The organism is Cryobacterium sp. TMT2-4, from assembly GCF_004402575.1.
GTDB lineage: Bacteria > Actinomycetota > Actinomycetes > Actinomycetales > Microbacteriaceae > Cryobacterium > Cryobacterium sandaracinum.
On the sequence record NZ_SOGE01000021.1, the window covers coordinates 1 to 22,408 of the forward strand.

General features: G+C 66.2%; 18 protein-coding genes. 7 read left to right on the forward strand and 11 right to left on the reverse strand.

The genetic code is table 11. From position 1 onward, the window contains the following. Window positions 1-363: 363 nt before the first annotated feature. On the forward strand, window positions 364-1,254 hold the full coding sequence (locus E3O54_RS06170) for a heme A synthase (RefSeq protein WP_241972974.1): 891 nt from the start codon (window positions 364-366) through the stop codon (window positions 1,252-1,254). Between the two features lie 76 nt (window positions 1,255-1,330). Here E3O54_RS06170 and E3O54_RS06175 read toward each other — a convergent pair whose 3' ends face one another. Next, window positions 1,331-2,251, reverse strand: a complete 921-nt coding sequence (locus tag E3O54_RS06175; protein ID WP_370247426.1) for a heme o synthase — start codon at window positions 2,249-2,251, stop codon at window positions 1,331-1,333. A 283-nt stretch (window positions 2,252-2,534) separates the two neighbouring features. Here E3O54_RS06175 and tkt point away from each other — a divergent pair, with 283 nt between their 5' ends. From tkt to pgl, 6 genes are all read left to right on the forward strand, one after another. Then, the gene (gene tkt / locus E3O54_RS06180; protein WP_134371581.1) at window positions 2,535-4,628 is read left to right on the forward strand and encodes a transketolase; all 2,094 of its coding nucleotides are present in this window, start codon (window positions 2,535-2,537) and stop codon (window positions 4,626-4,628) included. A 59-nt stretch (window positions 4,629-4,687) separates the two neighbouring features. Continuing rightward, on the forward strand, window positions 4,688-5,824 hold the full coding sequence (gene tal, locus E3O54_RS06185; protein WP_134401179.1) for a transaldolase: 1,137 nt from the start codon (window positions 4,688-4,690) through the stop codon (window positions 5,822-5,824). Continuing rightward, window positions 5,821-7,428 carry a glucose-6-phosphate isomerase gene (locus E3O54_RS06190; RefSeq protein WP_104100560.1) on the forward strand — a complete coding sequence of 536 codons (1,608 nt, stop codon included), beginning with the start codon at window positions 5,821-5,823 and terminating at the stop codon, window positions 7,426-7,428. Before tal ends, E3O54_RS06190 begins: the two co-directional genes overlap by 4 nt. A gap of 69 nt (window positions 7,429-7,497) precedes the next feature. Further along, window positions 7,498-9,039 (forward strand): glucose-6-phosphate dehydrogenase, encoded by a 1,542-nt coding sequence (gene zwf / locus E3O54_RS06195; protein ID WP_134401180.1) that lies wholly within the window; start codon window positions 7,498-7,500, stop codon window positions 9,037-9,039. After that, window positions 9,036-10,004 (forward strand): glucose-6-phosphate dehydrogenase assembly protein OpcA, encoded by a 969-nt coding sequence (locus E3O54_RS06200; protein ID WP_104100558.1) that lies wholly within the window; start codon window positions 9,036-9,038, stop codon window positions 10,002-10,004. Before zwf ends, E3O54_RS06200 begins: the two co-directional genes overlap by 4 nt. Then, a complete protein-coding gene (gene pgl, locus E3O54_RS06205) occupies window positions 10,001-10,771 on the forward strand; it encodes a 6-phosphogluconolactonase (protein ID WP_104100557.1) in 771 nt (256 codons plus the stop codon). The genes E3O54_RS06200 and pgl overlap by 4 nt, the downstream gene beginning before the upstream one ends. Window positions 10,772-10,866: 95 nt before the next feature. On the opposite strand, the gene E3O54_RS06210 is transcribed toward pgl, so the two are convergent. The 10 genes from E3O54_RS06210 to uvrA all read right to left on the reverse strand — a co-directional run bounded on the left by E3O54_RS06210 (window position 10,867) and on the right by uvrA (window position 22,356). Continuing rightward, window positions 10,867-11,235 (reverse strand): RNA polymerase-binding protein RbpA, encoded by a 369-nt coding sequence (locus E3O54_RS06210; protein WP_104100556.1) that lies wholly within the window; start codon window positions 11,233-11,235, stop codon window positions 10,867-10,869. A 79-nt stretch (window positions 11,236-11,314) separates the two neighbouring features. Then, a complete protein-coding gene (gene secG / locus E3O54_RS06215; RefSeq protein ID WP_104100555.1) occupies window positions 11,315-11,566 on the reverse strand; it encodes a preprotein translocase subunit SecG in 252 nt (83 codons plus the stop codon). Window positions 11,567-11,728: 162 nt separating this feature from the next. Next, the gene (tpiA, locus tag E3O54_RS06220) at window positions 11,729-12,529 is read right to left on the reverse strand and encodes a triose-phosphate isomerase (protein WP_104100554.1); all 801 of its coding nucleotides are present in this window, start codon (window positions 12,527-12,529) and stop codon (window positions 11,729-11,731) included. After that, window positions 12,520-13,734: a phosphoglycerate kinase gene (gene pgk / locus E3O54_RS06225; RefSeq protein ID WP_134342444.1), complete on the reverse strand. Its 1,215-nt coding sequence runs from the start codon at window positions 13,732-13,734 to the stop codon at window positions 12,520-12,522. Before pgk ends, tpiA begins: the two co-directional genes overlap by 10 nt. A gap of 11 nt (window positions 13,735-13,745) precedes the next feature. Next, a complete protein-coding gene (gap, locus tag E3O54_RS06230) occupies window positions 13,746-14,750 on the reverse strand; it encodes a type I glyceraldehyde-3-phosphate dehydrogenase (RefSeq protein WP_134371569.1) in 1,005 nt (334 codons plus the stop codon). Window positions 14,751-14,833: 83 nt separating this feature from the next. Further along, the gene (locus E3O54_RS06235; RefSeq protein ID WP_104100551.1) at window positions 14,834-15,460 is read right to left on the reverse strand and encodes a superoxide dismutase; all 627 of its coding nucleotides are present in this window, start codon (window positions 15,458-15,460) and stop codon (window positions 14,834-14,836) included. Between the two features lie 125 nt (window positions 15,461-15,585). Continuing rightward, window positions 15,586-16,566, reverse strand: coding sequence for a DNA-binding protein WhiA (gene whiA, locus E3O54_RS06240; protein ID WP_104100550.1), 981 nt, complete (start codon window positions 16,564-16,566; stop codon window positions 15,586-15,588). A gap of 98 nt (window positions 16,567-16,664) precedes the next feature. Beyond that, window positions 16,665-17,540 (reverse strand): RNase adapter RapZ, encoded by an 876-nt coding sequence (gene rapZ / locus E3O54_RS06245; RefSeq protein WP_104100549.1) that lies wholly within the window; start codon window positions 17,538-17,540, stop codon window positions 16,665-16,667. 62 nt (window positions 17,541-17,602) lie between these two features. After that, window positions 17,603-19,471 carry an excinuclease ABC subunit UvrC gene (gene uvrC, locus E3O54_RS06250; protein ID WP_104100548.1) on the reverse strand — a complete coding sequence of 623 codons (1,869 nt, stop codon included), beginning with the start codon at window positions 19,469-19,471 and terminating at the stop codon, window positions 17,603-17,605. Between the two features lie 17 nt (window positions 19,472-19,488). After that, entirely contained in the window at window positions 19,489-22,356 is a 2,868-nt protein-coding gene (gene uvrA, locus E3O54_RS06255; protein ID WP_233191356.1) for an excinuclease ABC subunit UvrA, read from the reverse strand. Window positions 22,357-22,408: the final 52 nt, after the last annotated feature.

Sequence of the window (22,408 nt, forward strand, 5' to 3'; positions counted from 1 at the left end):
CTCGTAGACACCGAGCCCCGCAAGTTCGGGGCGGTCAAGAAGGACGTCAGACATATTTACCTCTTCTGCCACCCCGGCAACCCGGATATTAGTCCGGTCGTTCCCAGAATGGCCTCCAGCGGAGACCCAGTCAGGGATCGGTTGTGTGGGCGGCTACGTTGCGTACCTAAGATGTTTAAGGACGACGCGCGCCGCGGTTGTGGCAACCGCAACGTTCCCGCCCATGAAAAACTTAATTCTACAGGCTGGCGACGGGTTCAGCAGTGCGATCCGGCGTTTTCACATGTGGTCATCGAAGAGGGAGCAGAACCGGTGAATCGAATTACGGCGTGGTTGCCGACCAGGATTGACAGGCGTGTGCGTGTGATCGCGTGGATCTACCTCGCCGCCCAGATTCTGCTGGTCGGGACGGGAGGCCTGGTGCGCCTGACCAGCTCGGGCCTCGGTTGCCCCACCTGGCCCAAGTGCACCGCGGACTCAGTGGTCAACACGCCCGAGATGGGCATCCACGGCTACATCGAATTCGGCAATCGCCTGCTCGGAGTTGCCCTCGGCCTGGTCGCGATCGCGGCCTTCCTCGCCGTGGTGCGCCTCCGCAAGGAACGCCCCGACCTGTTCTGGGTCGCCCTGCTCGCGGGGTTGGGCATCCCCGCGCAGGCCGTTATCGGCGGCATCAGCGTTCTTGCCCAGCTGAACCCCTATGTGGTCGGCATCCACTTCGTGATCTCCGTGATCCTGGTCCTGCTGTGCACCGTCTTCGTGCACCGGGTCTACACCGGCCGGGTGCGGCGCACCCTCGCGGTTCCGGTCTGGTATCGGACGCTGGCGTATGCCACGAGCGCGGTCGTGTTCGTCACGATCCTCGTCGGCATTCTCACCACCGGCTCGGGCCCGCACGCCGGGGACGCGGATGCTCCCCGCACGGGCCTTGACCCCGAAATCCTGCAGCACGTGCACAGCTGGCCGGCCTACGTCACCGTTGCCCTCACCGTGGTTCTCCTCGTCGTGGCCTTCTCGCGCGCTCTGCCGACGCAGGGCTGGGCCCTTCTCCTTCTGCTCGTCGAGGCCATGCAGGTCGGCGTCGGCCTGATCCAGTCCAACACGGGGCTCCCTGCCGGGTTGGTCGGCATCCACATGGTGCTCTCCTGCGTGCTCGTGGCCATCCTGACCGCGCTCGTCCTGAACCTCAGCAAACCGGTGGACGTGCGGGTGTCCCCCAGAGCGACCACCCCCGACTTGGTCGGTCGCCGGTAGCGACGTAAGTCCTCGTCGTTTAGTTGTGATCATCACGGCCCGAACGCCGTGCCCGGTGTCGAACGCGAGCTGCGGGCTAGAACGGGAGCAGCGGATCAACTCCGACGGCCAGGAACAACAGGGTGAGATAGGCGATCGAACCGTGGAAGAGGCGCATCGGCGACACCTCCACGTGACGGATCGCCAGGCCGTACAGCCGGTGCGTCTCGGAGATGAACCAGGCGCCGGTCACCAGGGCCACAAAAAGGTACAGCAGGCCCATGTCCGCGATCGGTACGAGCAGGAGCGAGCAGGCGACGGTCGCCCAGGCGTACAGGATGACCTGTAGGCCCACCTGGCTGCGGCCGCGCACGACGGCGAGCATCGGCACCCCGGCGGCCTGATAGTCGTCACGGTATTTCATGGAAAGCGGCCAGTAGTGCGGCGGCGTCCACAGGAAGATGATCAGGAACAGGACGAAGGGCGGCCATGACAGGTCGCCGGTCACGGCGGCCCAGCCGATGAGCACGGGCATGCAGCCCGCGATGCCGCCCCAGACGATGTTCTGGGCCGTGCGGCGTTTCAGAACCATCGTGTAGAAGACGACATAGAGCAGGATGGCGCCCAGCGACAGGGCCGCGGCGAGCCAGTTCGTGAAGGCCAGCAGCCAGAGAATCGATGCCAGACCGACCAGCCAGGCGAACACCAGGGCCTGCCGGTCGGTGAGTTCCCCCGTGACGAGCGGGCGATTCTGGGTACGCTTCATCAGCCGGTCGATGTCCCGGTCGATGTAGCAGTTGAACGCCCCGGCAGAGCCGGCGCTAAGCGAACCGCCGATCAGGGTTGCCACGACCAGCCACAGGCTCGGGATGCCCTGTTCGGCCAGGATCATCGTGGGAGCGGTAACCACCAGGAGCAGTTCCACGACCCGCGGCTTGGTCAGCGAGAGGTAGGCCCCTGCCGTGCGCCGGAGCGTGCGTGGGGCGCTCAGGATGTGGGTTTCGGCGGCTCCGGGCAAAGCTCCTCCAACGCTGGTGACAGTGACTGTGATTCTAGGCGAACTGTCGGAACCGAAACCGTCGACGGGCCGCCCGGGGTGCGTGACGAGACGACACATCACGGGTCCGAACCGGCGTTGCCTATACTGGGGGTGCTCGCCAATCTCGGTGCATGCATGCTGATCCACCGGAACCGGGCATCTGCTGCGACACCGTGATGACGCTGATGTCCTCGGGCGCGCACAATAGCGGGTGCGGGTTCTCAGCAACCTTCTCCCCTGTCTTCAGAAGGGTCAATACCAAGTGGCAGCACTGCAGTGGGATTCAATTGACAGCAAGGCGGTCGACACCGCGCGCCTCCTCGCGGCCGATGCCGTGGAGAAGGTCGGGAACGGGCATCCCGGTACCGCCATGAGCCTCGCTCCCGCGGCCTACCTCCTGTTCCAGAAGGTGATGCGGCGTGACCCGTCCGACAACGAGTGGATCGGTCGGGACCGTTTCATTCTCTCGGTCGGCCACAGCTCGCTCACCCAGTACGTGCAGTTGTACCTCGGTGGCTACGGACTCGAGCTCGAAGATCTGAAGGCTCTGCGCACCTGGGGTTCCAAGACGCCCGGGCACCCGGAGTACGGCCACACCGACGGGGTCGAGATCACGACCGGTCCTCTGGGCCAGGGTCTGGCCTCCGCCGTCGGCTTCGCCTACGCCTCCCGCTTCGAGCGCGGACTGTTCGACCCGGAGGCGTCGGTCGGCACGAGCCCGTTCGATCACTTCGTGTACGTGATCGTCGGCGACGGCGACCTGCAGGAAGGCATCACGAGCGAGGCCTCCTCCCTCGCCGGCCACCAGCAGCTCGGCAACCTGATCGCGATCTACGACAGCAACCAGATCTCCATCGAGGACGACACCAACATCGCCTTCACCGAGGATGTCGCGGCCCGCTATTCGGCCTACGACTGGCACGTGCAGACAGTCGACTGGAAGCAGACCGGCGCCTACGTCGAGGACATCGCCGCACTCCACGACGCGATCGAGGCGGCCCAGGCAGTCACCGACAAGCCGTCGCTGATCATCCTGAAGACCATCATCGGCTGGCCCAGCCCGAAGAAGCAGAACACGGGCAAGATCCACGGCTCGGCGCTCGGCGCCGAGGAGCTGGCCGCCGTCAAAACGGTCCTCGGTTTCGACCCCGCGCAGGCCTTCGAGGTCGCCGACGAGGTCATCGCGCACACCCGACAGGCCGTGGACCGCGGGGCCGTCGCCCACTCCGCCTGGAACGTCGAGTTCGAGGCCTGGGCGACCGCCAACCCTGAGCGCAAGAACCTACTCGATCGGGTGCTCTCCGGCGACCTGCCCGACGGCGTCGAGGCGGCCCTGCCCGTCTTCCCCGCCGGCACGGAGGTATCGACCCGTGCCGCGTCCGGCAAGGTCCTCACCGCGCTCGGCAAGGTCATCCCCGAGCTGTGGGGTGGCTCCGCCGACCTCGCAGAATCGAACAACACCACCATCGGCGGTGCTGCCTCCTTCATTCCGAGCGAGCACTCCACCAATGAATGGACCGGCAACCCCTACGGCCGCGTGCTGCACTTCGGCATTCGCGAACACGCCATGGCCGCCATCCTGAACGGCATCGTGCTGCATGGGAACACCCGCCCCTTCGGCGGCACCTTCCTGATCTTCAGCGACTACATGCGACCGGCCATCCGCCTGGCCGCGCTGATGCAGGCCCCCTCGATCTTCGTCTGGACCCACGACTCCGTCGCCCTCGGCGAAGACGGCCCCACCCACCAGCCGATCGAGCAGCTCGCGACCCTGCGCGCCATCCCCGGACTCGATGTGGTGCGCCCCGGCGACGCCAACGAGGTGTCCTGGGCGTGGAAGACGATCCTCGAGCGCCGCCAGGGACCGGCCGGCATCGTGCTGACCCGCCAGAACATTCCCGTGTTCGAGCGCGGCGAGGGCGACGCCACCGGCGACGTGCTCGCATCCGCCCGAAACGTGGCCCGGGGCGCCTACGTGCTCGCTGAGGCTGCGGGCGGCACACCTGATGTGATCCTGATCGGCACCGGCTCCGAGGTGCAGCTGGCCCTGGCGGCCCGCGAGCAGCTCCAGGCCGAAGGCATCAGCGCGCGCGTCGTGTCGGCCCCCAGCCTCGAATGGTTCCGGGAGCAGAGCGCCGAGTACCGCGAGGCTGTCCTGCCCGCATCGATCACCGCCCGGGTATCCGTCGAGGCGGGCATAGCGTTGACCTGGGACAAGTACGTCGGCGACCGTGGCCGCAGCGTCTCGATCGAGCACTTCGGTGCGTCGGCCGATTACAAGACCCTGTTCCGTGAATTCGGCATCACGACGGATGCCGTCGTCGCCGCCGCCAAGGAATCTCTCGCCGCGCACTGAACCCGCTGCGCCGCGACACCACACACCTGAATACCCTGCATTCCAAGGAGATACGAAATATGACTGAGAACACTCCCCTAGCCGAGCTGTCATTGGCCGGCGTCAGCATTTGGCTGGACGACCTGTCCCGGGAACGCATCGCTTCCGGCGACCTGGCGAACCTGATCGACACGAAGAACATCGTCGGCGTGACCACCAACCCGACGATCTTCGCCGGCGCCCTCAGCAAGGGCGAGGCGTACGCGGAGCAGGTGGCCGCTCTTGCCGCCGCCGGCACCAGCGTGCACGACGCCGTGTTCGAGATCACCACCGACGATGTGACCGCGGCCAGCGATATCTTCCGCCCGGTTTACGATCGCACCCGCGGCGTCGACGGGCGCGTGTCGATCGAGGTCGAGCCCGGGCTGGCCCACGACGCGGCCGGCACGGTCACGCAGGCCCAGGAACTGTGGGCGAAGGTCAATCGACCCAACGCCATGATTAAGATCCCCGCAACGGTGGAAGGTCTCGAGGCGATCACCGCGACGATCGCCCTCGGCATCAGCGTCAACGTCACCCTGATCTTCAGCCTCGAACGTCACCGCCAGGTCATCAACGCGTACCTGTCCGGCCTGGAGAAGGCCAAGGCGGCCGGCCTCGACCTCAGCGTGATCCACTCCGTTGCGTCGTTCTTCGTCTCGCGGGTCGACACCGAGATCAACACCCGCCTTGAGGTCATCGGGACGACAGCCGCGCTTGCGCTCAAGAGCAAGGCCGGCGTCGCGAACGCCCAGCTCGCCTATCAGGTCTACGAGGAAGCCTTCTCCACCGAACGCGCCCGCGGCTTGATCAGCGCCGGAGCCAACAAGCAACGCCCCCTCTGGGCCTCCACCGGCGTCAAGGACCCCAGCCTCCCCGACACCCTGTATGTGACCAACCTGGTCGCGCCCGAGGTCGTCAACACCATGCCGGAGAAGACCCTCGAGGCCACACTCGACCACGGCGTCATCCCCGCGAACTCCATCACCGGCGCGTACGACGAAGCCAACCTGGTTCTCGACGCACTCGCGAACGAGGGTGTCTCGTACAACGACGTCACCCAGGTACTCGAGGCCGAAGGCGTGGCCAAGTTCATCGTCTCGTGGAATGAACTCCTCGAGACCGTGACCGCTGCCCTCGAGACCGCCACGACGACCAAGAACGGGGCCGCACTGTGAGCTTCCACATCTCCGTGAGCGGCGCGGCGGCCGAGGCCGTTCGCACCACCGTCCCGACCCTGGTGGCCGACCTCGTCGCATCCGGGATCACCGCCCTTGACCCGGCCCTCTGGGGCCCCGAAGCCGAAGCCGAAGCCGCGAAGCGACTCGGCTGGACCGAGTCCGTTACGGATTCCCGTCCGCTGGTCGCGGAGATCCTTGCCCTGCGCGACTCCCTGCGGGCCGGCGGAGTCACCCGTATCGCCCTCACCGGCATGGGTGGCTCGTCGTTGGCCCCCGAGGTCATCACCCGCACCGCCGGCGTGAACCTCACCGTGCTCGACTCCACCGACCCCGGTCAGGTCCTCGCGGCCCTCGGCGAGAACCTGGCCGCCACCGCGCTCGTGGTGTCGTCGAAGTCCGGCTCCACGGTCGAGACCGACAGTCAGCGCCGTGTCTTCGAGCGCGCCTTCCGCGAGGCCGGCATCGACCCGGTCGAGCGCATCATCATCGTGACCGACCCTGGCTCCCCCCTCGACGCGGATGCCCGTTCCGTGGGCTACCGCGTCTTCAACGCGGACCCCACGGTCGGTGGACGTTTCTCGGTGTTGACTGCGTTCGGACTCGTTCCGTCCGGCCTTGCCGGCGTGGACATCGCCGAGCTGCTCGACGAGGCCGAGGCCGTTTCGCTTTCCCTTGCCGTGGACACCGCCGAGAACCCGGGGCTCATCCTGGGTGCGGCCATCGCCGCGACCACCCCGCGCCGCGACAAGCTCGCAATCGTCGAGGATGGCACCCACATCGTCGGTTTCGCCGACTGGGCCGAACAGCTGATCGCCGAATCCACCGGCAAACAGGGCATCGGCATCCTTCCCGTCGTGCTCGACCTGGATGCCCCCGAGCTGACCCTGGACCTGCCTGACCTGCAGGTTGTTCGCCTGGTCTCCGACGCCGGCCGCGACGTGTTCTCCGATAACGGCGGACACGACGAGATCCGGATCAGCGGCACCCTCGGCGCGCAGTTCCTCGTCTGGGAGTATGCCACCGCCGTCGCCGGCCGCTTGCTGGGCATCAACCCGTTCGACCAGCCGGATGTCGAGGCCGCCAAAAACGCGACCCGCGGTCTCCTCGACGCCCGTCCCGAACCGGTCCCCGCCGCGTTCATCACGGACGGAATCGAGATCCGCGGCACCGCGCACGTGATCGGCGCCGCCAGCGACCTGCCCTCCGCTATCGATGCCCTGATCGAGGAGCTGGGCACGGACGGCTACATCTCCGTGCAGGCCTACGTCAACCGGCTGGAACTGCCCCAGCTCGCCGAAATCCGTGATCTGCTGGCCGCACTGGCCAAGCGCCCGGTCACGTTCGGCTGGGGACCGCGGTTCCTGCACTCCACCGGCCAGCTGCACAAGGGCGGACCGGCCACCGGAGTGTTCCTGCAGATCCTCACCACCCCGGACGTCGACCTCGACATCCCGGAGCGCCCCTTCACGTTCGGGGAACTAATCCTGGCCCAAGCCAGCGGTGACGCCAGCGTGCTGGCGGACCACGGTCGCCCCGTACTGACGCTGACGCTGACCGACCCGGCCATGAACATCGCCACCCTGTTCGACGCACTGCGCTAACCCGTTCGGCGCCGGCCCGCGGGCCGGCGCCGAACAACGTGCTCGAACGCCACACCTCGAAGGAGCTGCATGTCCCCGGTGGAAATCACCCCGGAGTTCAATCCACTGCGTTCACCAAACGACTACCGTCTGAATCGCATCGCCGGGCCCAGCAGCTTGGTGATCTTCGGCGTCACCGGTGACCTGTCGCGGAAGAAACTCATGCCGGCCGTCTATGACCTCGCCAACCGCGGCCTGCTTCCGCCGGGTTTCGCGCTCGTCGGATTCGCACGCCGCGACTGGACCAACGAGGACTTCATGAAAGTCGTGCACGACTCGGTCAAGGAGTACGCGCGCACCGAGTTCAACGAGGACGTCTGGACTCAGCTGGCCGAGGGCATCCGTTTCGTGCCGGGGTCGTTCGACGACGCCGCGTCGTTCCAACTGCTCAAGGACACCATCGCGCAACTCGATCGGGAGCGCGGGACGATGGGCAACCATGCGTTCTACCTGTCGATCCCGCCGAAGGCATTCCCGCAGGTCACGGAGCAGCTGCGCCGCTCGGGCCTGGCCGATCAGACGGACGGGCAGTGGCGGCGGGTCGTGATCGAGAAGCCGTTCGGCAGTGACCTGCGGACCGCGCGCGAACTCAACGCCGTGGTCGAGTCGGTCTTCCCGCCCGACTCGGTCTTCCGCATCGACCATTACCTGGGCAAGGAGACGGTGCAAAACATTCTGGCCCTCCGCTTCGCGAACCAGTTGTACGAACCGATCTGGAACGCCAACTACGTCGACCACGTGCAGATCACCATGGCCGAGGACATCGGCGTGGGCGGTCGGGCCGGCTACTACGACGGCATCGGCGCAGCCCGGGACGTCATCCAGAACCACCTGCTGCAGCTTCTAGCGCTAACCGCCATGGAGGAACCAATCTCCTTCGACGCTGCCGACCTGCGCACGGAGAAAGAGAAGGTTCTCGCCTCCGTCCGGCTTCCCGACGACCTCGCCCGTGGCACGGCCCGCGGCCAGTATGCCGGCGGTTGGCAGGGCGGCGAGAAGGTCGTGGGGTTTCTGGACGAGGACGGGATGGACCCCGAATCCCTCACCGAAACGTATGCCGCGCTGCGGCTGACCATTGAGAACCGCCGGTGGTCAGGGGTGCCCTTCTACCTGCGTGCGGGCAAGCGTCTGGGCCGCCGGGTCACCGAGATCGCCGTGGTGTTCAAACGAGCCCCCCAGCACCTCTTCGGCAAGGGAAACTCCGCACCGTTGGGCGAGAACGCCCTGGTCATCCGGGTGCAGCCCGACGAAGGCGTCACCATCCGTTTCGGTTCCAAGGTGCCCGGTGCCGGCATGCAGGTGCGCGACGTGACGATGGACTTCGGCTACGGCCACGCCTTCACCGAGGCCAGCCCCGAGGCCTATGAGCGGCTCATCCTCGACGTGCTCCTGGGCGACCCGCCGCTCTTTCCCCGGCACGAGGAGGTCGAGCTGTCGTGGAAGATCCTCGACCCGATCGAGGAGTTCTGGGCGAAGCAGGGCCAGCCCGAGCAATACCGGCCGGGAACCTGGGGTCCGGTCTCGGCCGACGAACTGCTGTCCCGCGACGGCCGACATTGGAGACGCCCATGATCGTCGATCTGCCCAACACGACCACCTCCAAGATCTCCAAGGCCCTGGTGCGCATCCGCGAAGAAGGCGGCGCGGTGGCCCTCGGCCGCGTGCTTACGCTCATCATCGCGTCCACCATGGGCCGCGAGGAGGAGGCCATCGAGGCCGCGAACGACGCGTCCAGGGAACACCCTATGCGCGTGATCGTGCTGTCGACGATGGACCAGGATGACACGGCCTCCCCACTCGCCCCCCGCGTCGACGCGGAAATCCGTGTCGGCGGGGACGCGGGCGCCAGCGAGGTCATCGTGCTGCGCGCCTACGGTGAGGCCGCCAGCGACCCGGAAAGCCTAGTCACCGGTCTGCTCCTGCCCGACGCCCCCGTCGTGGCCTGGTGGCCCGGTGTGGCGCCCACTGTGCCAGCGGATTCGCCCCTCGGGCGCATCGCCCACCGGCGCATCACGGATGCTTCCGCGCAGCCCGACCCGCAGGCCGCGCTTCATCACCTCTGCGGTTCATACCGTCCCGGCGACACGGACTTCGCCTGGACCCGCCTCACCCTCTGGCGCGCCCAGCTGGCGGCGGTCCTCGACCAGCCGCCCTACCTGCCTGTGACCGCCGTGCAGGTGACCGGTGCCGCGGATTCGCCGTCCACGACACTCCTCGCCGCCTGGCTCGCTCTGCAGCTGCAGGTCTCGGTGGACTACGAGTTCACTACGGGGCCGCTGTCCCACGGCATCCGGAGTGTGCACCTGACGCGCTCCGCCGGGCTCATCTCGCTCGAACGAGAAGTGCCCGACATCGCCAGACTCACCCAGCCCGGCCAGCCCGTTCAGGACCTCACCCTCAAGCGGCGGAGCCTGCGGGACTGCCTCAGCGACGAGCTGCGCCGCCTCGACCCCGATGAGCTGTATGGTGAGGTCATCACGCGCGGCCTACCGCACCTTGACGATGTGGTCGCAGAACACAACGAAGGACGACCGTGACCAACGAACGACGCGTACTTGTGCACACCGATCGCGCGGCCCTGGCCGCCTCGGTGGCGGCCCGATTCATCACAACGACCGTGGACCTCCTGCACGAACAGGGAGAAGTCAACGTGGTCCTGGCCGGCGGCAGCGTCGCGATCGAGGTCTTGGAAGCTGTCAACGCCTCCGCGGCCCGCGACACCATCGACTGGGCCCTGGTCACGTTCTGGTGGGGTGACGAGCGCTGGGTGCCCAAGGAGCACCCCGACCGCAACGAGCGCCAGGCTCGCACCGCCCTACTCGACCACATCCAGATCCCGGAGGCGAACATCCACCCCTTCGCCGCCTCGGACGAAGGAGTCGACCTCGACACCGCAGTCGAGAGCTACGCCGCGTTGCTCGAGTCCGCCTCGATCGAGGGAACCGACCTGCCGCGCTTCGACATCACCTTCCTCGGCGTCGGGCCGGACGGCCACGTCGCCTCCCTATTCCCGCACCAGGCCGGCATCCGCGAACATAGCAAGAGCGTGCTCGCCGTGCGCAACTCTCCCAAGCCCCCGGCGGAGCGGCTCAGCCTCAGCCGACCGGCCCTGAACTCCTCACGGTGCGTGTGGATGGTGCTGGCCGGGCCGGACAAGGCATCGGCGCTCGGTCTCGCCCTAGCCGGCGCCAGCCGCGACGAAGTGCCCGTGGCGGGCATCAAGGGCCGCCGGTACACGAACTTCTTCGTCGACCGGGAGGCCGCTGCGGAGGTCCCCGAGAACCTCACCGCGTCGACGTTCTAGAACAGTCACCCGCTCGGGCAGACCCGCACACCGAGAAAGGCCCCGACCGGAGTCGGGGCCTTTCTCAGTGAACGACAGGCGTGCGCGTCCAAACGTCAGTTCGTCGCGGACAGCTTGCCCCGGCGCACGCGCAACTGCTCCAACGCTTCTTCGAGGAGCGATTCTGCCTCTTCCTCGGTGCGGCGTTCCTTCACGTAGGCAAGGTGCGTCTTGTACGGTTCAAGCTTGACCACCGACGGCGGGTTCTCTTTGTCCCGCCCGGCCGGGAGCCCCGACGACGGGCAGTCGATGGTCACCGGAATCTCCTCATCGGGGAGGTTTGCCGCGAAGTAACGCACGGTCTCGTTGCCGAGGGCGTCCCAGTAGGACACCTTGATGCGGTCCGCGTGAAAACCGCGGTCCTGCTCGCCCATGGGGCCGGCACCGACCCGGGATCCTCTGATTGCGCTGCCACCAGATGCCATTATGTTCCTCCGCTTGAAAAGGGCGTTGTAGCCGATTGACCGGTTGAGCTAGAGCTCGTCGAAACTGTGAAACGGGAGGCTAAAGCCCCGTGTCGAACTTGGTGAGGAGTCCCAGGATTACGATGCAGGTAATCCAGAGCAACCCCAGGATGACGGTGATGCGGTTGAGGTTGCGTTCCGCCACACCGGACGCACCGAGGTTGGAAGTGACACCTCCGCCGAACATGTCGGACAGACCGCCACCACGCCCCTTGTGAAGCAAAATGAGCATGGTCAACAGGAGACTCGTAATTCCGAGCAACACCTGCAGCACAACCTGGAGAATCTCCACGCAAAAACCTTTCACAGTGCGATGGGCCCAAAAAACCCATCAAGATCAGTGATAATCATAGCCTGACTCACGAACCAGCCCACCGACCCCCTGTTGGGGGCCGATGGGCTGCTTCGAGGCCTGCTGCCGAGTTGAGACAGCAGATGTGGTGCAGTTGTCTTGTTACAGACCGACGTGCTGCTGGAACCGGACGATGCTCGAGAATTCGTCGATATCCAGGCTGGCGCCGCCCACCAGGGCGCCGTCCACGTTCGGCTCGCGCATGAAGCCCGCGATATTCGAACCCTTCACGGAACCGCCGTACAGGATACGGGTCTTGTCGGCCACATCCTGGCCCAGCGTCTCCGTGAGCACGAGACGCAGTTGCGCCGCCACCTGCTCGGCCTGCTCCGGCGTTGCCGCCTTGCCGGAACCGATCGCCCAGACGGGCTCGTAGGCGACGACGAAGTCGGCCGCGTTGGTCACGCCGGCCAGGGCCGCGCGCAGCTGGGCGACCGGTACGGCGCTCGGGCCGTGCAGTTCCAGGTCCGCGGCAGACTCGCCGACGCAGATGATCGGAACCAGGTTGTGCTTGAGCGCTGCCGTGACCTTCGCCGAGACGATCTCGTCAGTCTCGGCGTGCAGTGTGCGGCGCTCGGAGTGACCGATCAACACATACTTACACTCGAGCTGCGCGAGGAACGCGCCGGAGATTTCACCGGTGTACGCGCCCGAATCCTGGGCCGACAGGTCCTGGCCGCCGAAGACGATCGGGAGCTTGTCAGCGGAGACGAGCGTCTGCACGGAGCGGAGGTCGGTAAACGGTGGGAACACCGCGACCTCGACCGCTGCGACATCGTGCTTCGCATCCTTGAGATTCCAAGCGAGCTTCTGGACGAACGCGATGGCCTGGAGGTGGTCCAGGTTCATCTTCCAGTTTCCGGCAATCAGCGGAGTGCGTCGTGGGTGTTCGTTTACTGCCATCCGAGGACCTCCAGTCCTGGCAGGCGCTTACCCTCGAGGAACTCGAGGCTCGCGCCGCCGCCGGTAGAAATGTGACCGAACTGGTCATCGGTGAAACCGAGGATGCGCACGGCCGCGGCCGAATCTCCACCACCGACGACACTCAGGCCGTCGACCTCGGTCAGCGCGCCGGCCACCGCACGGGTGCCCTCCGCGAACGGCGCCAACTCGAACACGCCCATCGGGCCGTTCCAGAAGACCGTCTTCGACGACCGGATGATGTCGGCGAACGCCGCACCGGTCTCCGGTCCGATGTCCAGACCGAGACCGGAGGCACCGAACGTGGTGCTCTCGATCGCGTCGGCCGGGGTGACCGCCACTTCGGCGTCTGCCCCAAACTTGGAGGCAACGACGATATCCGTCGGCAGCACGATCCGCACGCCCAGGCGCTCCGCTTCCTGAAGGTAACCGCGAACGGTTTCGATCTGGTCGGCCTCCAGCAGGCTTGCGCCCACCTTGTGGCCCTGAGCGGCGAGGAACGTGTATGCCATGCCGCCGCCGATGAGCAGCGAGTTGACGCGGGGCAGCAGGTGCCCGATGACGCCGAGCTTGTCGGACACCTTCGAGCCGCCCAGAACGACCGCGTACGGCGCTTCGGGCTTCTCGGTGAGGCGGTCCAGGACTTCGAGCTCAGCGGCGATCAGGAGGCCGGCCGCGCTGGGAAGGATCCCGGCGAGGTCGTACACACTGGCCTGCTTGCGGTGCACGACGCCAAAGCCATCCGAGACGAGCACATCGCCCAGAGCGGAAAGCTCCGTGGCGAAGGCGCCGCGCTCGGCGTCGTCCTTGGCGGTCTCCCCCGCGTTGAAGCGGAGGTTCTCGAGAACAACCACGTCACCGTCGGTGAGGGCGGCAACGGCAGCCTGAGCCGACGCCCCGACCGTGTCCGTGGCGAATGCCACGTCCGCGCCCAGGAGCTCGCCGAGACGGTCGGCAACGGGAGCCAGGCTGTACTTGGCTTCCGGTGCGCCCTTCGGTCGACCGAGGTGCGACACGATCACAACTCGCGCGCCCTGCTCGATGAGGGCCTTGATGGTGGGCAAGGATGCCCGGACACGCCCATCGTCGGTGATCTGACCGTCTTGCAACGGCACATTCAGGTCACAACGGACGATGACGCGCTTTCCGCCGAGCTGCCCCAGTGAATCAATAGTACGCAGCGTCACTGCGGACTCCGTTAGAGGCTCTTGGCGACGAGCGCAGTGAGGTCAACCATGCGGTTGGAGTAGCCCCATTCGTTGTCGTACCATGCGGACAGTTTGACCTGGTCGCCGATGACGCGAAGCAGGCCGGCATCGAAGATCGAGGAGTGCGGGTCGGTGACGATGTCACTGGAGACGATCTCGTCTTCCGTGTACATGAGGATGCCCTTGAGGGGACCCTCGGCGGCAGCCTTGTACGCGGCCTTGATGGCCTCGACGGTGACGGGACGCTCGGCAACGACGGTGAGGTCGGTGATGGAGCCGGTGGGAACCGGAACGCGCAGCGCGAAGCCGTCAAGCTTGCCCTTGAGCTCCGGCAGAACCAGGCCGAGGGCCTTGGCGGCACCGGTCGTGGTCGGAATGATGTTCAGAGCGGCCGCGCGGGCACGACGCAGGTCAGAGTGCGGGCCGTCCTGCAGGTTCTGGTCGGCCGTGTACGCGTGGATCGTGGTCATCAGGCCGTGCTTGATGCCGAAGTTGTCGTTGAACACCTTCGCGAGGGGCGCGAGGCAGTTCGTGGTGCACGACGCGTTGGAGATGATGTCGAACTTGGCCGGGTCGTAGTCTGCCTCATTGACGCCCATGACGATGGTTGCCGCCTCGCCGGAGGCAGGAGCGGAAACGATGACCTTCTTGGCACCGGCGGTGATGTGCTTGCGCGCATCCTCAGCCTTGGTGAAGCGTCCGGTGGATTCGATCACAATGTCGACGCCCAGGGCTGCCCAGGGCAGGTTGGCGGGGTCGCGCTCGGCAAGAACCTTAATCGGCTTGCCGTTGACGAGGATGGTGTCTCCATCGACCTCGACGGTGGCGGGAAGGCGACCGGTGATGGAGTCATATTTAAGAAGGTGAGCCAGCGTCTTCGCCTCGGTGAGGTCGTTCACGGCGACGATCTCGATGTCGCTGCCCTGGGCCAGGGCGGCGCGAAGATAATTACGGCCAATGCGGCCAAATCCGTTAATACCAATCTTTACAGACACGAATGTCTCCTATTCTTGTGCGCCGAGGCGCGTTGTGGTGGGTGAATCGGACGGGCTGCGGGCCCCCGTGGGGGCCCCTCCTCTCAGGAAAGGAGCAGCAGTCCGGTGGTCTTTTCGCGTGCGATGGTGAAGCGTTCCTGTACGTTGGCCCAGTTGACGATGTTCCAGAACGCCTTCACATAGTCCGCACGAACGTTGCGGTAGTCGAGGTAGTACGCGTGCTCCCAGACGTCGAGCATCAGCACCGGAATCGTGCCGGCCGCAAAGTTGGCCTGCTGGTCGAAGAACTGCTGAATGATCAGGCGCTGGCCGATCGAGTCCCAGGCGAGAACCGCCCAGCCGGAGCCCTGAACGCCAAGGGCCACGGCCGCGAAGTGGGCCTGGAACTTGTCGAAGGAACCGAAGTTGTCCTCGATTGCGCTAGCCAGGTCACCAGTGGGCTTGTCTCCGCCATCGGGCGACAGGTTGGTCCAGAAGATCGAGTGGTTGACGTGGCCGCCCAGGTTGAACGCGAGGTCCTTCTCGAGCTTGTTCACAAAGGTGAGGTTGCCGCTGTCGCGAGCCTCGGCCAGCTGGGCCAGGGCTGTGTTGGCCCCGGTGACGTAGGCCTGGTGGTGCTTTCCGTGATGGAGTTCCATGATGGTGCCGCTGATACTCGGCGCAAGAGCCGAGTAGTCGTAGGCCAGAGCCGGAAGTGTGTATTCAGCCAAGGTGCATCTCCTCTGTAGTTGTCGGCGCGAAACGCTCCGCCACCCGTTCGTGAGCAACCATTCCAGTCTACTCAGGATGCGCTGTGGCTGTGACGAACGTGGATGAACGCTGAACGCCGGGCAGGTCAGACGTCATCGAGGTCGGCCGGGAGGTTCGCGTCCGTGCCCGGGATGCCCAGGTCGGCGGCCTTCTTGTCGGCCATGGCCAGCAGGCGACGGATGCGGCCGGCGACGGCATCCTTCGTCATGGGCGGGTCCGCGTGGTGACCGAGCTCGTCGAGGCTGGAGTCGCGGAAGGAGAGGCGCAGCTCGCCCGCATACCGGAGGTGCTCCGGGATCTCCTCGTCAAGGATTTCCATGGCGCGCTGCACGCGCGCGCACGCGGCCACCGCGGCCTGAGCGGAGCGGCGCAGGTTCGCGTCGTCGAAGTTGACCAGTCGGTTCGCAGTCGCGCGCACTTCCCGACGCTGGCGGAGGGCCTCCCAGTTGAGCACGGTCTCCTGCGCCCCCATCTGCACGAGCATGGCGCCGATGGCGTCGCCGTCGCGGATGACGACCCGGTGCACGCCCCGTACCTCACGCGCCTTGGCGACGACTCCGAGGCGGCCGGCGGCTCCCACGAGGGCCATGGCAGATTCGTTCCCGGGGCAGGTGACCTCCAGCGCCGCCGAACGACCCGGGTCGGTCAACGAGCCGTGGGCGAGGAAGGCTCCACGCCAGACAGCGGCGATCTCTTCCTTCGAGCCCGTGGTGAGCCGGTTCGGCAGACCGCGAATCGGGCGCCGTCTCGCGTCGAGCAGCCCGGTCTGGCGCGCGAGGGTTTCGCCGCCGTCAAGCACTCGCACCAGGTAGTGGCTGGCGCGCCTCAGGCCGGCGGCGGGGATCACGGTCACGTCGCTGCGCACGCCGTAGAGCTCGGCGAGATCTTTGCGCACCCTCCTGGCGAGGAGAGGGGTGTCGAGCTCTGACTCGATGGCGATCCGGCCGGAAATCATGTGCAGTCCGCCGGAGAAGCGGAGAATGGTGGCCAGTTCCGCTGCACGCACCGTGGTCTTTGAAATTTCGACGCGAGCAAGCTCGTCTTTGACGTCGGCGGTGAGTGCCAATCGCTTGTCCATTCTGTCGTCCTGGCCTGATGTGGGGCCGAGTTGTAGTCGTTCTGGCCGGAGTGGGCGTCTGCTGGATGCAGTCGCCCGTGACCGGGTTATTCCCGTCCGAGGTCGCGGTTCTTGACGCTGACCGCGACACCGGGGAAGTCCTTGACCAGGGCCGCGATTTCCGCGGCCATGGCGACCGAGCGGTGCTTGCCGCCCGTGCACCCGACCGCGATGGTCGCGTGGCGTTTGTTCTCCCGCTGGTACCCCGCGAGGACCGGTTCCAGGGCCGCCGCGTAGTGCGAGATGAACTCCCGCGCCCCGGTCTGGGCGAGAACAAAATCCCGTACCTCGGAGTCTTGGCCGTTGTGGCTGCGCAGTTCGGGAACCCAGAACGGGTTGGGAAGGAAACGCACATCGGCGACCATGTCGACGTCGGTGGGAAGGCCGTACTTGAAGCCGAAACTCATCAGCGTGACGTGCACCCCGGCGGCGTCCTCGGCGGCGAAGCGGTCCGAGATCGACGTGGCCAGCTGGTGGATGTTGAGATCGGAGGTGTCGATGACGAGGTCGCAGGACTCGCGCACGGCGCTGAGCTTGACGCGCTCGGCCGCGATGCCGTCAAGGATCGTGCCGTCGCCCTGCAGCGGATGCGGTCGTCGCACGGATTCGAACCGTCGCACGAGCACGTCGTCGCGGGCTTCGAGGAAAATGACCCGTACCTGGGACGTCTTGCGCAGCGAGTGCAGGATCTCCTGGAAATCGGTGAAGAAGTCTCGGCCGCGGATATCGACCACGGCAGCGATCTTCGGCAGGCTGGTGCCGGCCCGGCCGACGAGTTCGGCCAGCGGGCGCAGCATCTGCGGCGGAAGGTTGTCGACGACGTACCAGCCCAGGTCTTCCAGCGCGTTGGCCACGGTGGAGCGGCCTGCGCCGGACATCCCCGTCACGATAAGCATTTCCTGCCTGTCGTTCTCCGTTGTCATTCTGGACTGCGCCTTCGATCGGGTGGAACCTAAGTGTCCAGCCTACCGATCAGCCGGACCGTTCAGGCGCGCAAGTGGCGATGAATCGCCTCGGCCAGCACCGGACCGATGCCGCGAACGTCGGCAATCGCCTCCGCCGGCGCCTCCTTGAGCCGGGTGACGGAGCCGAAATGCTGCAGGAGCACCTTGACTCTGGCCGGGCCGAGACCGGGGACCTCGTTCAGCACCGACGTGATGTCCCGCTTCCTTCTCGAGCGCTGGTGCATGATCGCGAACCGGTGCGCCTCGTCGCGGATGCGCTGGATCAGGAACAGGGCGTCACTGTTGCGCGGCAGGATCACCGGGTAGTCGGAGTCCGGCAACCAGATTTCCTCGAGCCGCTTCGCGATTCCGCACAGCTGGATACCGGTGACGCCGGATTCGCGCAGCGCCCGCGCCGCCGCGGCCACCTGAGGCTGGCCGCCGTCGACGATGAGCAGGTTCGGCTGGTACCGGAACTTCTTGCGCGTCACCGTGGCATCGGCCTCGCTCTCCGGCGCCGCTTCCTCGTCGGGGATCAGGTAGGCCAGGCGGCGGGTAAGCGTGCGGTAGATGGAGTCCGTGTCATCCGTGGACTCGGGGATGCTGAACCGGCGGTACTCGTCGGTTCGCGGCAACCCGTCTTCGAACACCACCATGGAGGCGACGATGTTGGTGCCGCTCAGGTGCGAGACGTCGTAGCATTCCATCCTGAGCGGCGCGGAGGGCATCTCCAACGCCTCCTGGATGTCTTCGAGGGCCTTGGACCGGGCGACGAAGTCGGAGCTCCGCCGGGTCTTGTAGAGCATCAAGGCATGCTTGGCGTTCTGGGTCGCCGTGGCGAGCAGGGCGGCCTTCTCGCCCCGCTGGGCAGCGACAAGCCGGACCTTGCGTTTGCCGACGCCGGCCAGCCAGGTTTCCAGCGCCGCGGCGTCGTCGGGCAACTCCGGCACAACGATCTCCCGCGGAGGCACGGCTCCGGAGCCGTAGGCCGTCAGCATGATCGAGTCGATCAGGTCGCTCGTCGTGAGGTCCAGTTCCTTGTCGACCATCCAGCCGCGCACACCGCGGATGCGGCCGCCCCGCACGATGAACAACTGCACCGCCGCGGCGAGTTCATCCTGGTCGATGGCGAACAGGTCGATGTCGACGCTGTCGCGGAGCACGACGGCGCTCTTCTCCAGAACGGCGTTCAGCGCCCGCACCTGGTCGCGCCGTTTGGCGGCGACCTCGTAGTTCTGGCCCACCGCGGCATCCTTCATCTCCGCGGTCAGCTGGTTGATCAGCTTGCGATCCTGGCTGCCCATGAAGCTGACGAACTCATTTACGATCACCCGGTGCTCCTCGATGGAGACCAGGCCGGAGCAGGGGCCGAAGCACCGCCCGATCTGCCCGCCGAAGCAGGGCTTGCCGGACTGAATGGCCCGTTTGTAGTTGGCGTTGTTGCAGGTGCGGATGGGGAAGGCTTTGAGCATCAGCTCGATTGTCTCGTGCACGGCCCAGACCTTCGGGTACGGTCCGAAATACCGGGCGCCGCGGATGCCGGTGGTGCGGGTGACGAGAGCCCGCGGCGCCTCGTCGGCGAGGGTCACCGCGAGGTACGGGTAGGACTTGTCGTCCTTGAACCGCACGTTGAAGGGCGGGTCGAACTCGTTGATCCAGGTCCACTCCAGCTGGAGGGCCTCGACCTCGGTGCCGACGACCGTCCACTCAACCGAGCTGGCCGTGGTGACCATGCGCCGGGTGCGCTCATGCAGGCTGCTCAGCGGGGCGAAGTAGTTCGCGAGCCGCGCCCGCAGGTTCTTGGCCTTGCCGACATAGAGTACCCGCCCGGTTTCGTCACGAAATCGGTACACCCCGGGACTCGTGGGGATCTCGCCCGTCTTGGGGCGGTAGCTCAGCGCATCGGACATGATGGTTCCTGAGGCGGTCAGTGTGCCGCCAGGATCTCCTTCAGGAACACGCCCGTGTGGCTCTTCTTCACGGTGGCGACGTGCTCCGGGGTTCCGGTGGCAAGCACGCGGCCCCCGCCGGAGCCGCCCTCGGGACCAAGGTCGATCACCCAGTCCGCGGATTTTATCACGTCGAGGTTGTGCTCGATCACGATTACGGTGTTGCCCTTGTCGACCAGGCTGTTCAGCACAAGCAGCAGTTTGCGCACGTCTTCGAAGTGCAGGCCGGTCGTGGGCTCGTCGAGCACGTACACGCTGCGGCCATTGGACCGGCGCTGCAGCTCGGTGGCCAGCTTGACGCGCTGGGCCTCGCCGCCGGACAGCGTCGTGGCGCTCTGGCCGAGGCGCACGTAGCCGAGGCCGACCTCGACGAGGGTGTTCAGGAACCGGTGGATGGACGAGATCGCCTCGAAGAAATCGGCGGCCTCGCTGATCGGCATGTCCAGCACCTCGGCGATGCTTTTGCCCTTGTAGTGCACGGTGAGGGTGTCGCGGTTGTAGCGCGCTCCCCCGCAGACCTCGCAGGCAACGTAGACGTCGGGCAAGAAGTTCATCTCGATTTTGATCGTGCCGTCGCCGGAGCAGGCTTCGCAGCGGCCGCCCTTGACGTTGAAGCTGAACCGGCCGGGCAGGTAGCCGCGCGCCTTAGCCTCGATCGTCTCGGAGAAGAGGGTGCGGATCTTGTCGAAGACGCCGGTGTAGGTGGCAGGGTTGGAGCGCGGCGTGCGCCCGATCGGGGCCTGGTCGACGTGGATGACCTTGTCGAGCTGCTCGAGCCCGGTGACGCGAGTGTGCCGGCCGGGGAGTTTGCGGGCGCCGTTGAGCCGGTTGGCCAGTACCCGGTACAGGATGTCGTTGACGAGAGACGACTTGCCCGATCCGCTGACGCCGGTCACGGCCGTGAACGTGCCGAGCGGGAAGCTGACCGACACCTTCTTGAGATTGTTGGCCTCCGCGCCGATAACCGAGATTTCGCGCGCCGGGTCGATCTCGCGCCTGGTGGCCGGGGTCGGGATGGATCTGCGGCCGGCAAGGTAGTCCCCGGTCAGCGACTCCGTGTTGGTGAGCAGGTCGGCGTAGGAACCGGAATGCACGACATGGCCGCCGTTGACGCCGGCGCCCGGACCGATGTCGACGACCCAGTCGGCCGTCTTGATGGTGTCTTCGTCGTGCTCAACCACGATCAGGGTGTTCCCGAGGTCGCGCAGGGTAACCAGGGTCTCGATCAGCCGTCGGTTGTCGCGCTGGTGCAGGCCGATGCTCGGTTCGTCGAGCACGTACAGCACCCCGGTCAGGCCGGACCCGATCTGGGTGGCCAGACGGATGCGCTGCGCCTCGCCGCCGGACAGGGTCGCCGCGGCCCGGGCCAGATTGAGGTAGTTCAGGCCGACGCGGATCAGGAAGTCCAGGCGCGCCTTGATCTCTCGCAGCACCTGCGCGGCGATGACGGCCTCCCGGTCGGTCAGCTCGAGCTTGTTCATGAAATCGCGGGCGTCGGTGAGACTGAGGTTGCAGACATCAGCGATGCTGGCCCCGTGCACGAGCACGGCGAGGACCTCGGGCTTGAGCCGGGTTCCGGAGCAGACGGGGCAGTCGACTTCGCGCAGGTATTCTCCCCAGCGGGCGCGCTGGGTGTCGGACTCCGCCTGCAGGTACTGACGTTCAATGTAGGGCACGACGCCCTCGAAGCCGGAGGTGTAGCTCATCTCCCGGCCGTAGCGGTTCTTCCACTTCACCTTGACCTCGAAGTTGTCGCCGCGCAGAACGGCGTCCTGCACCTCGGCGGGCAGTTCGCCCCACGGGGTGTCGAGGGAGAAGTCCAGGTCTCGGGCGAGCCCGTCGAGGAGCTTCTCGTAGTACTGGAACAGTCCCTTGCCCTGCGTGGTCCAGGGCAGCACGACGCCGTCCGCGATGCTGAGCTCGGGGTCGCCGAGAAGCAGGTCTGCGTCGACCGACATGCGCGTGCCGAGCCCGGAGCACTCAGGGCAGGAGCCGAAGGGCGCGTTGAAGGAGAATGTGCGCGGCTCGATCTCGGTGAGCTGCACGGGGTGGTTGTTGGGACAGGAGAGCTTCTCCGAGTAGCTTTGCCAGGCCTCGTCGCCCTCCCGGTCGACGTAGTTGATCTGCACGATGCCATCGGTCAGCTTGAGCGCCGTCTCAAGGGAGTCTGTGAGCCGGCTCAACAGGTCGGGGCCGGCGACCAGACGGTCGATGACCACGAAGATGTCGTGTTTGAGCTGCTTCTTCAGAACGGGCGGCTCGTTGAGCTGGATCGGGGTGCCGTCGACGATGGCGCGGGAATAACCGCCCGCTGCCAGTTCCTTGAACAGGTCGACGAACTCGCCCTTTTTTTGGGATACGACCGGGCTGAGCACCTGGTAACGGACGCCCTCATCGAGTCCCATCAGCTGGTCGGCGATCTGCTGCACGGTCTGTGCCTGGATGACCTCGCCGCAGACGGCGCAGTGCGGCACACCGATGCGCGCCCAGAGCAGCCGCATGTAGTCGTAGACCTCGGTGATGGTGCCCACGGTCGACCGAGGGTTGCGGTTGGTCGATCTCTGGTCGATGGAGACGGCAGGGCTCAGGCCCTCGATGAAGTCGACGTCGGGTCGGTCGACCTGGCCCAGGAACTGCCTGGCGTACGCGGACAGCGATTCGACGTAGCGCCGCTGGCCCTCCGCGAAGATGGTGTCGAACGCGAGCGAAGACTTGCCCGAGCCGGACAGCCCCGTGAAGACGACGAGCGAATCGCGCGGAATCTCGAGGTCCACGTTGTGCAGGTTGTGCACACGGGCGCCACGAACGTTGAGTTTTGATCCGGTCTCTACCTTGGAAATTGACACCATTCGATTCTATGCAGCGTCACGCGTCCAACCCTGCGAATCAGCACGCCCT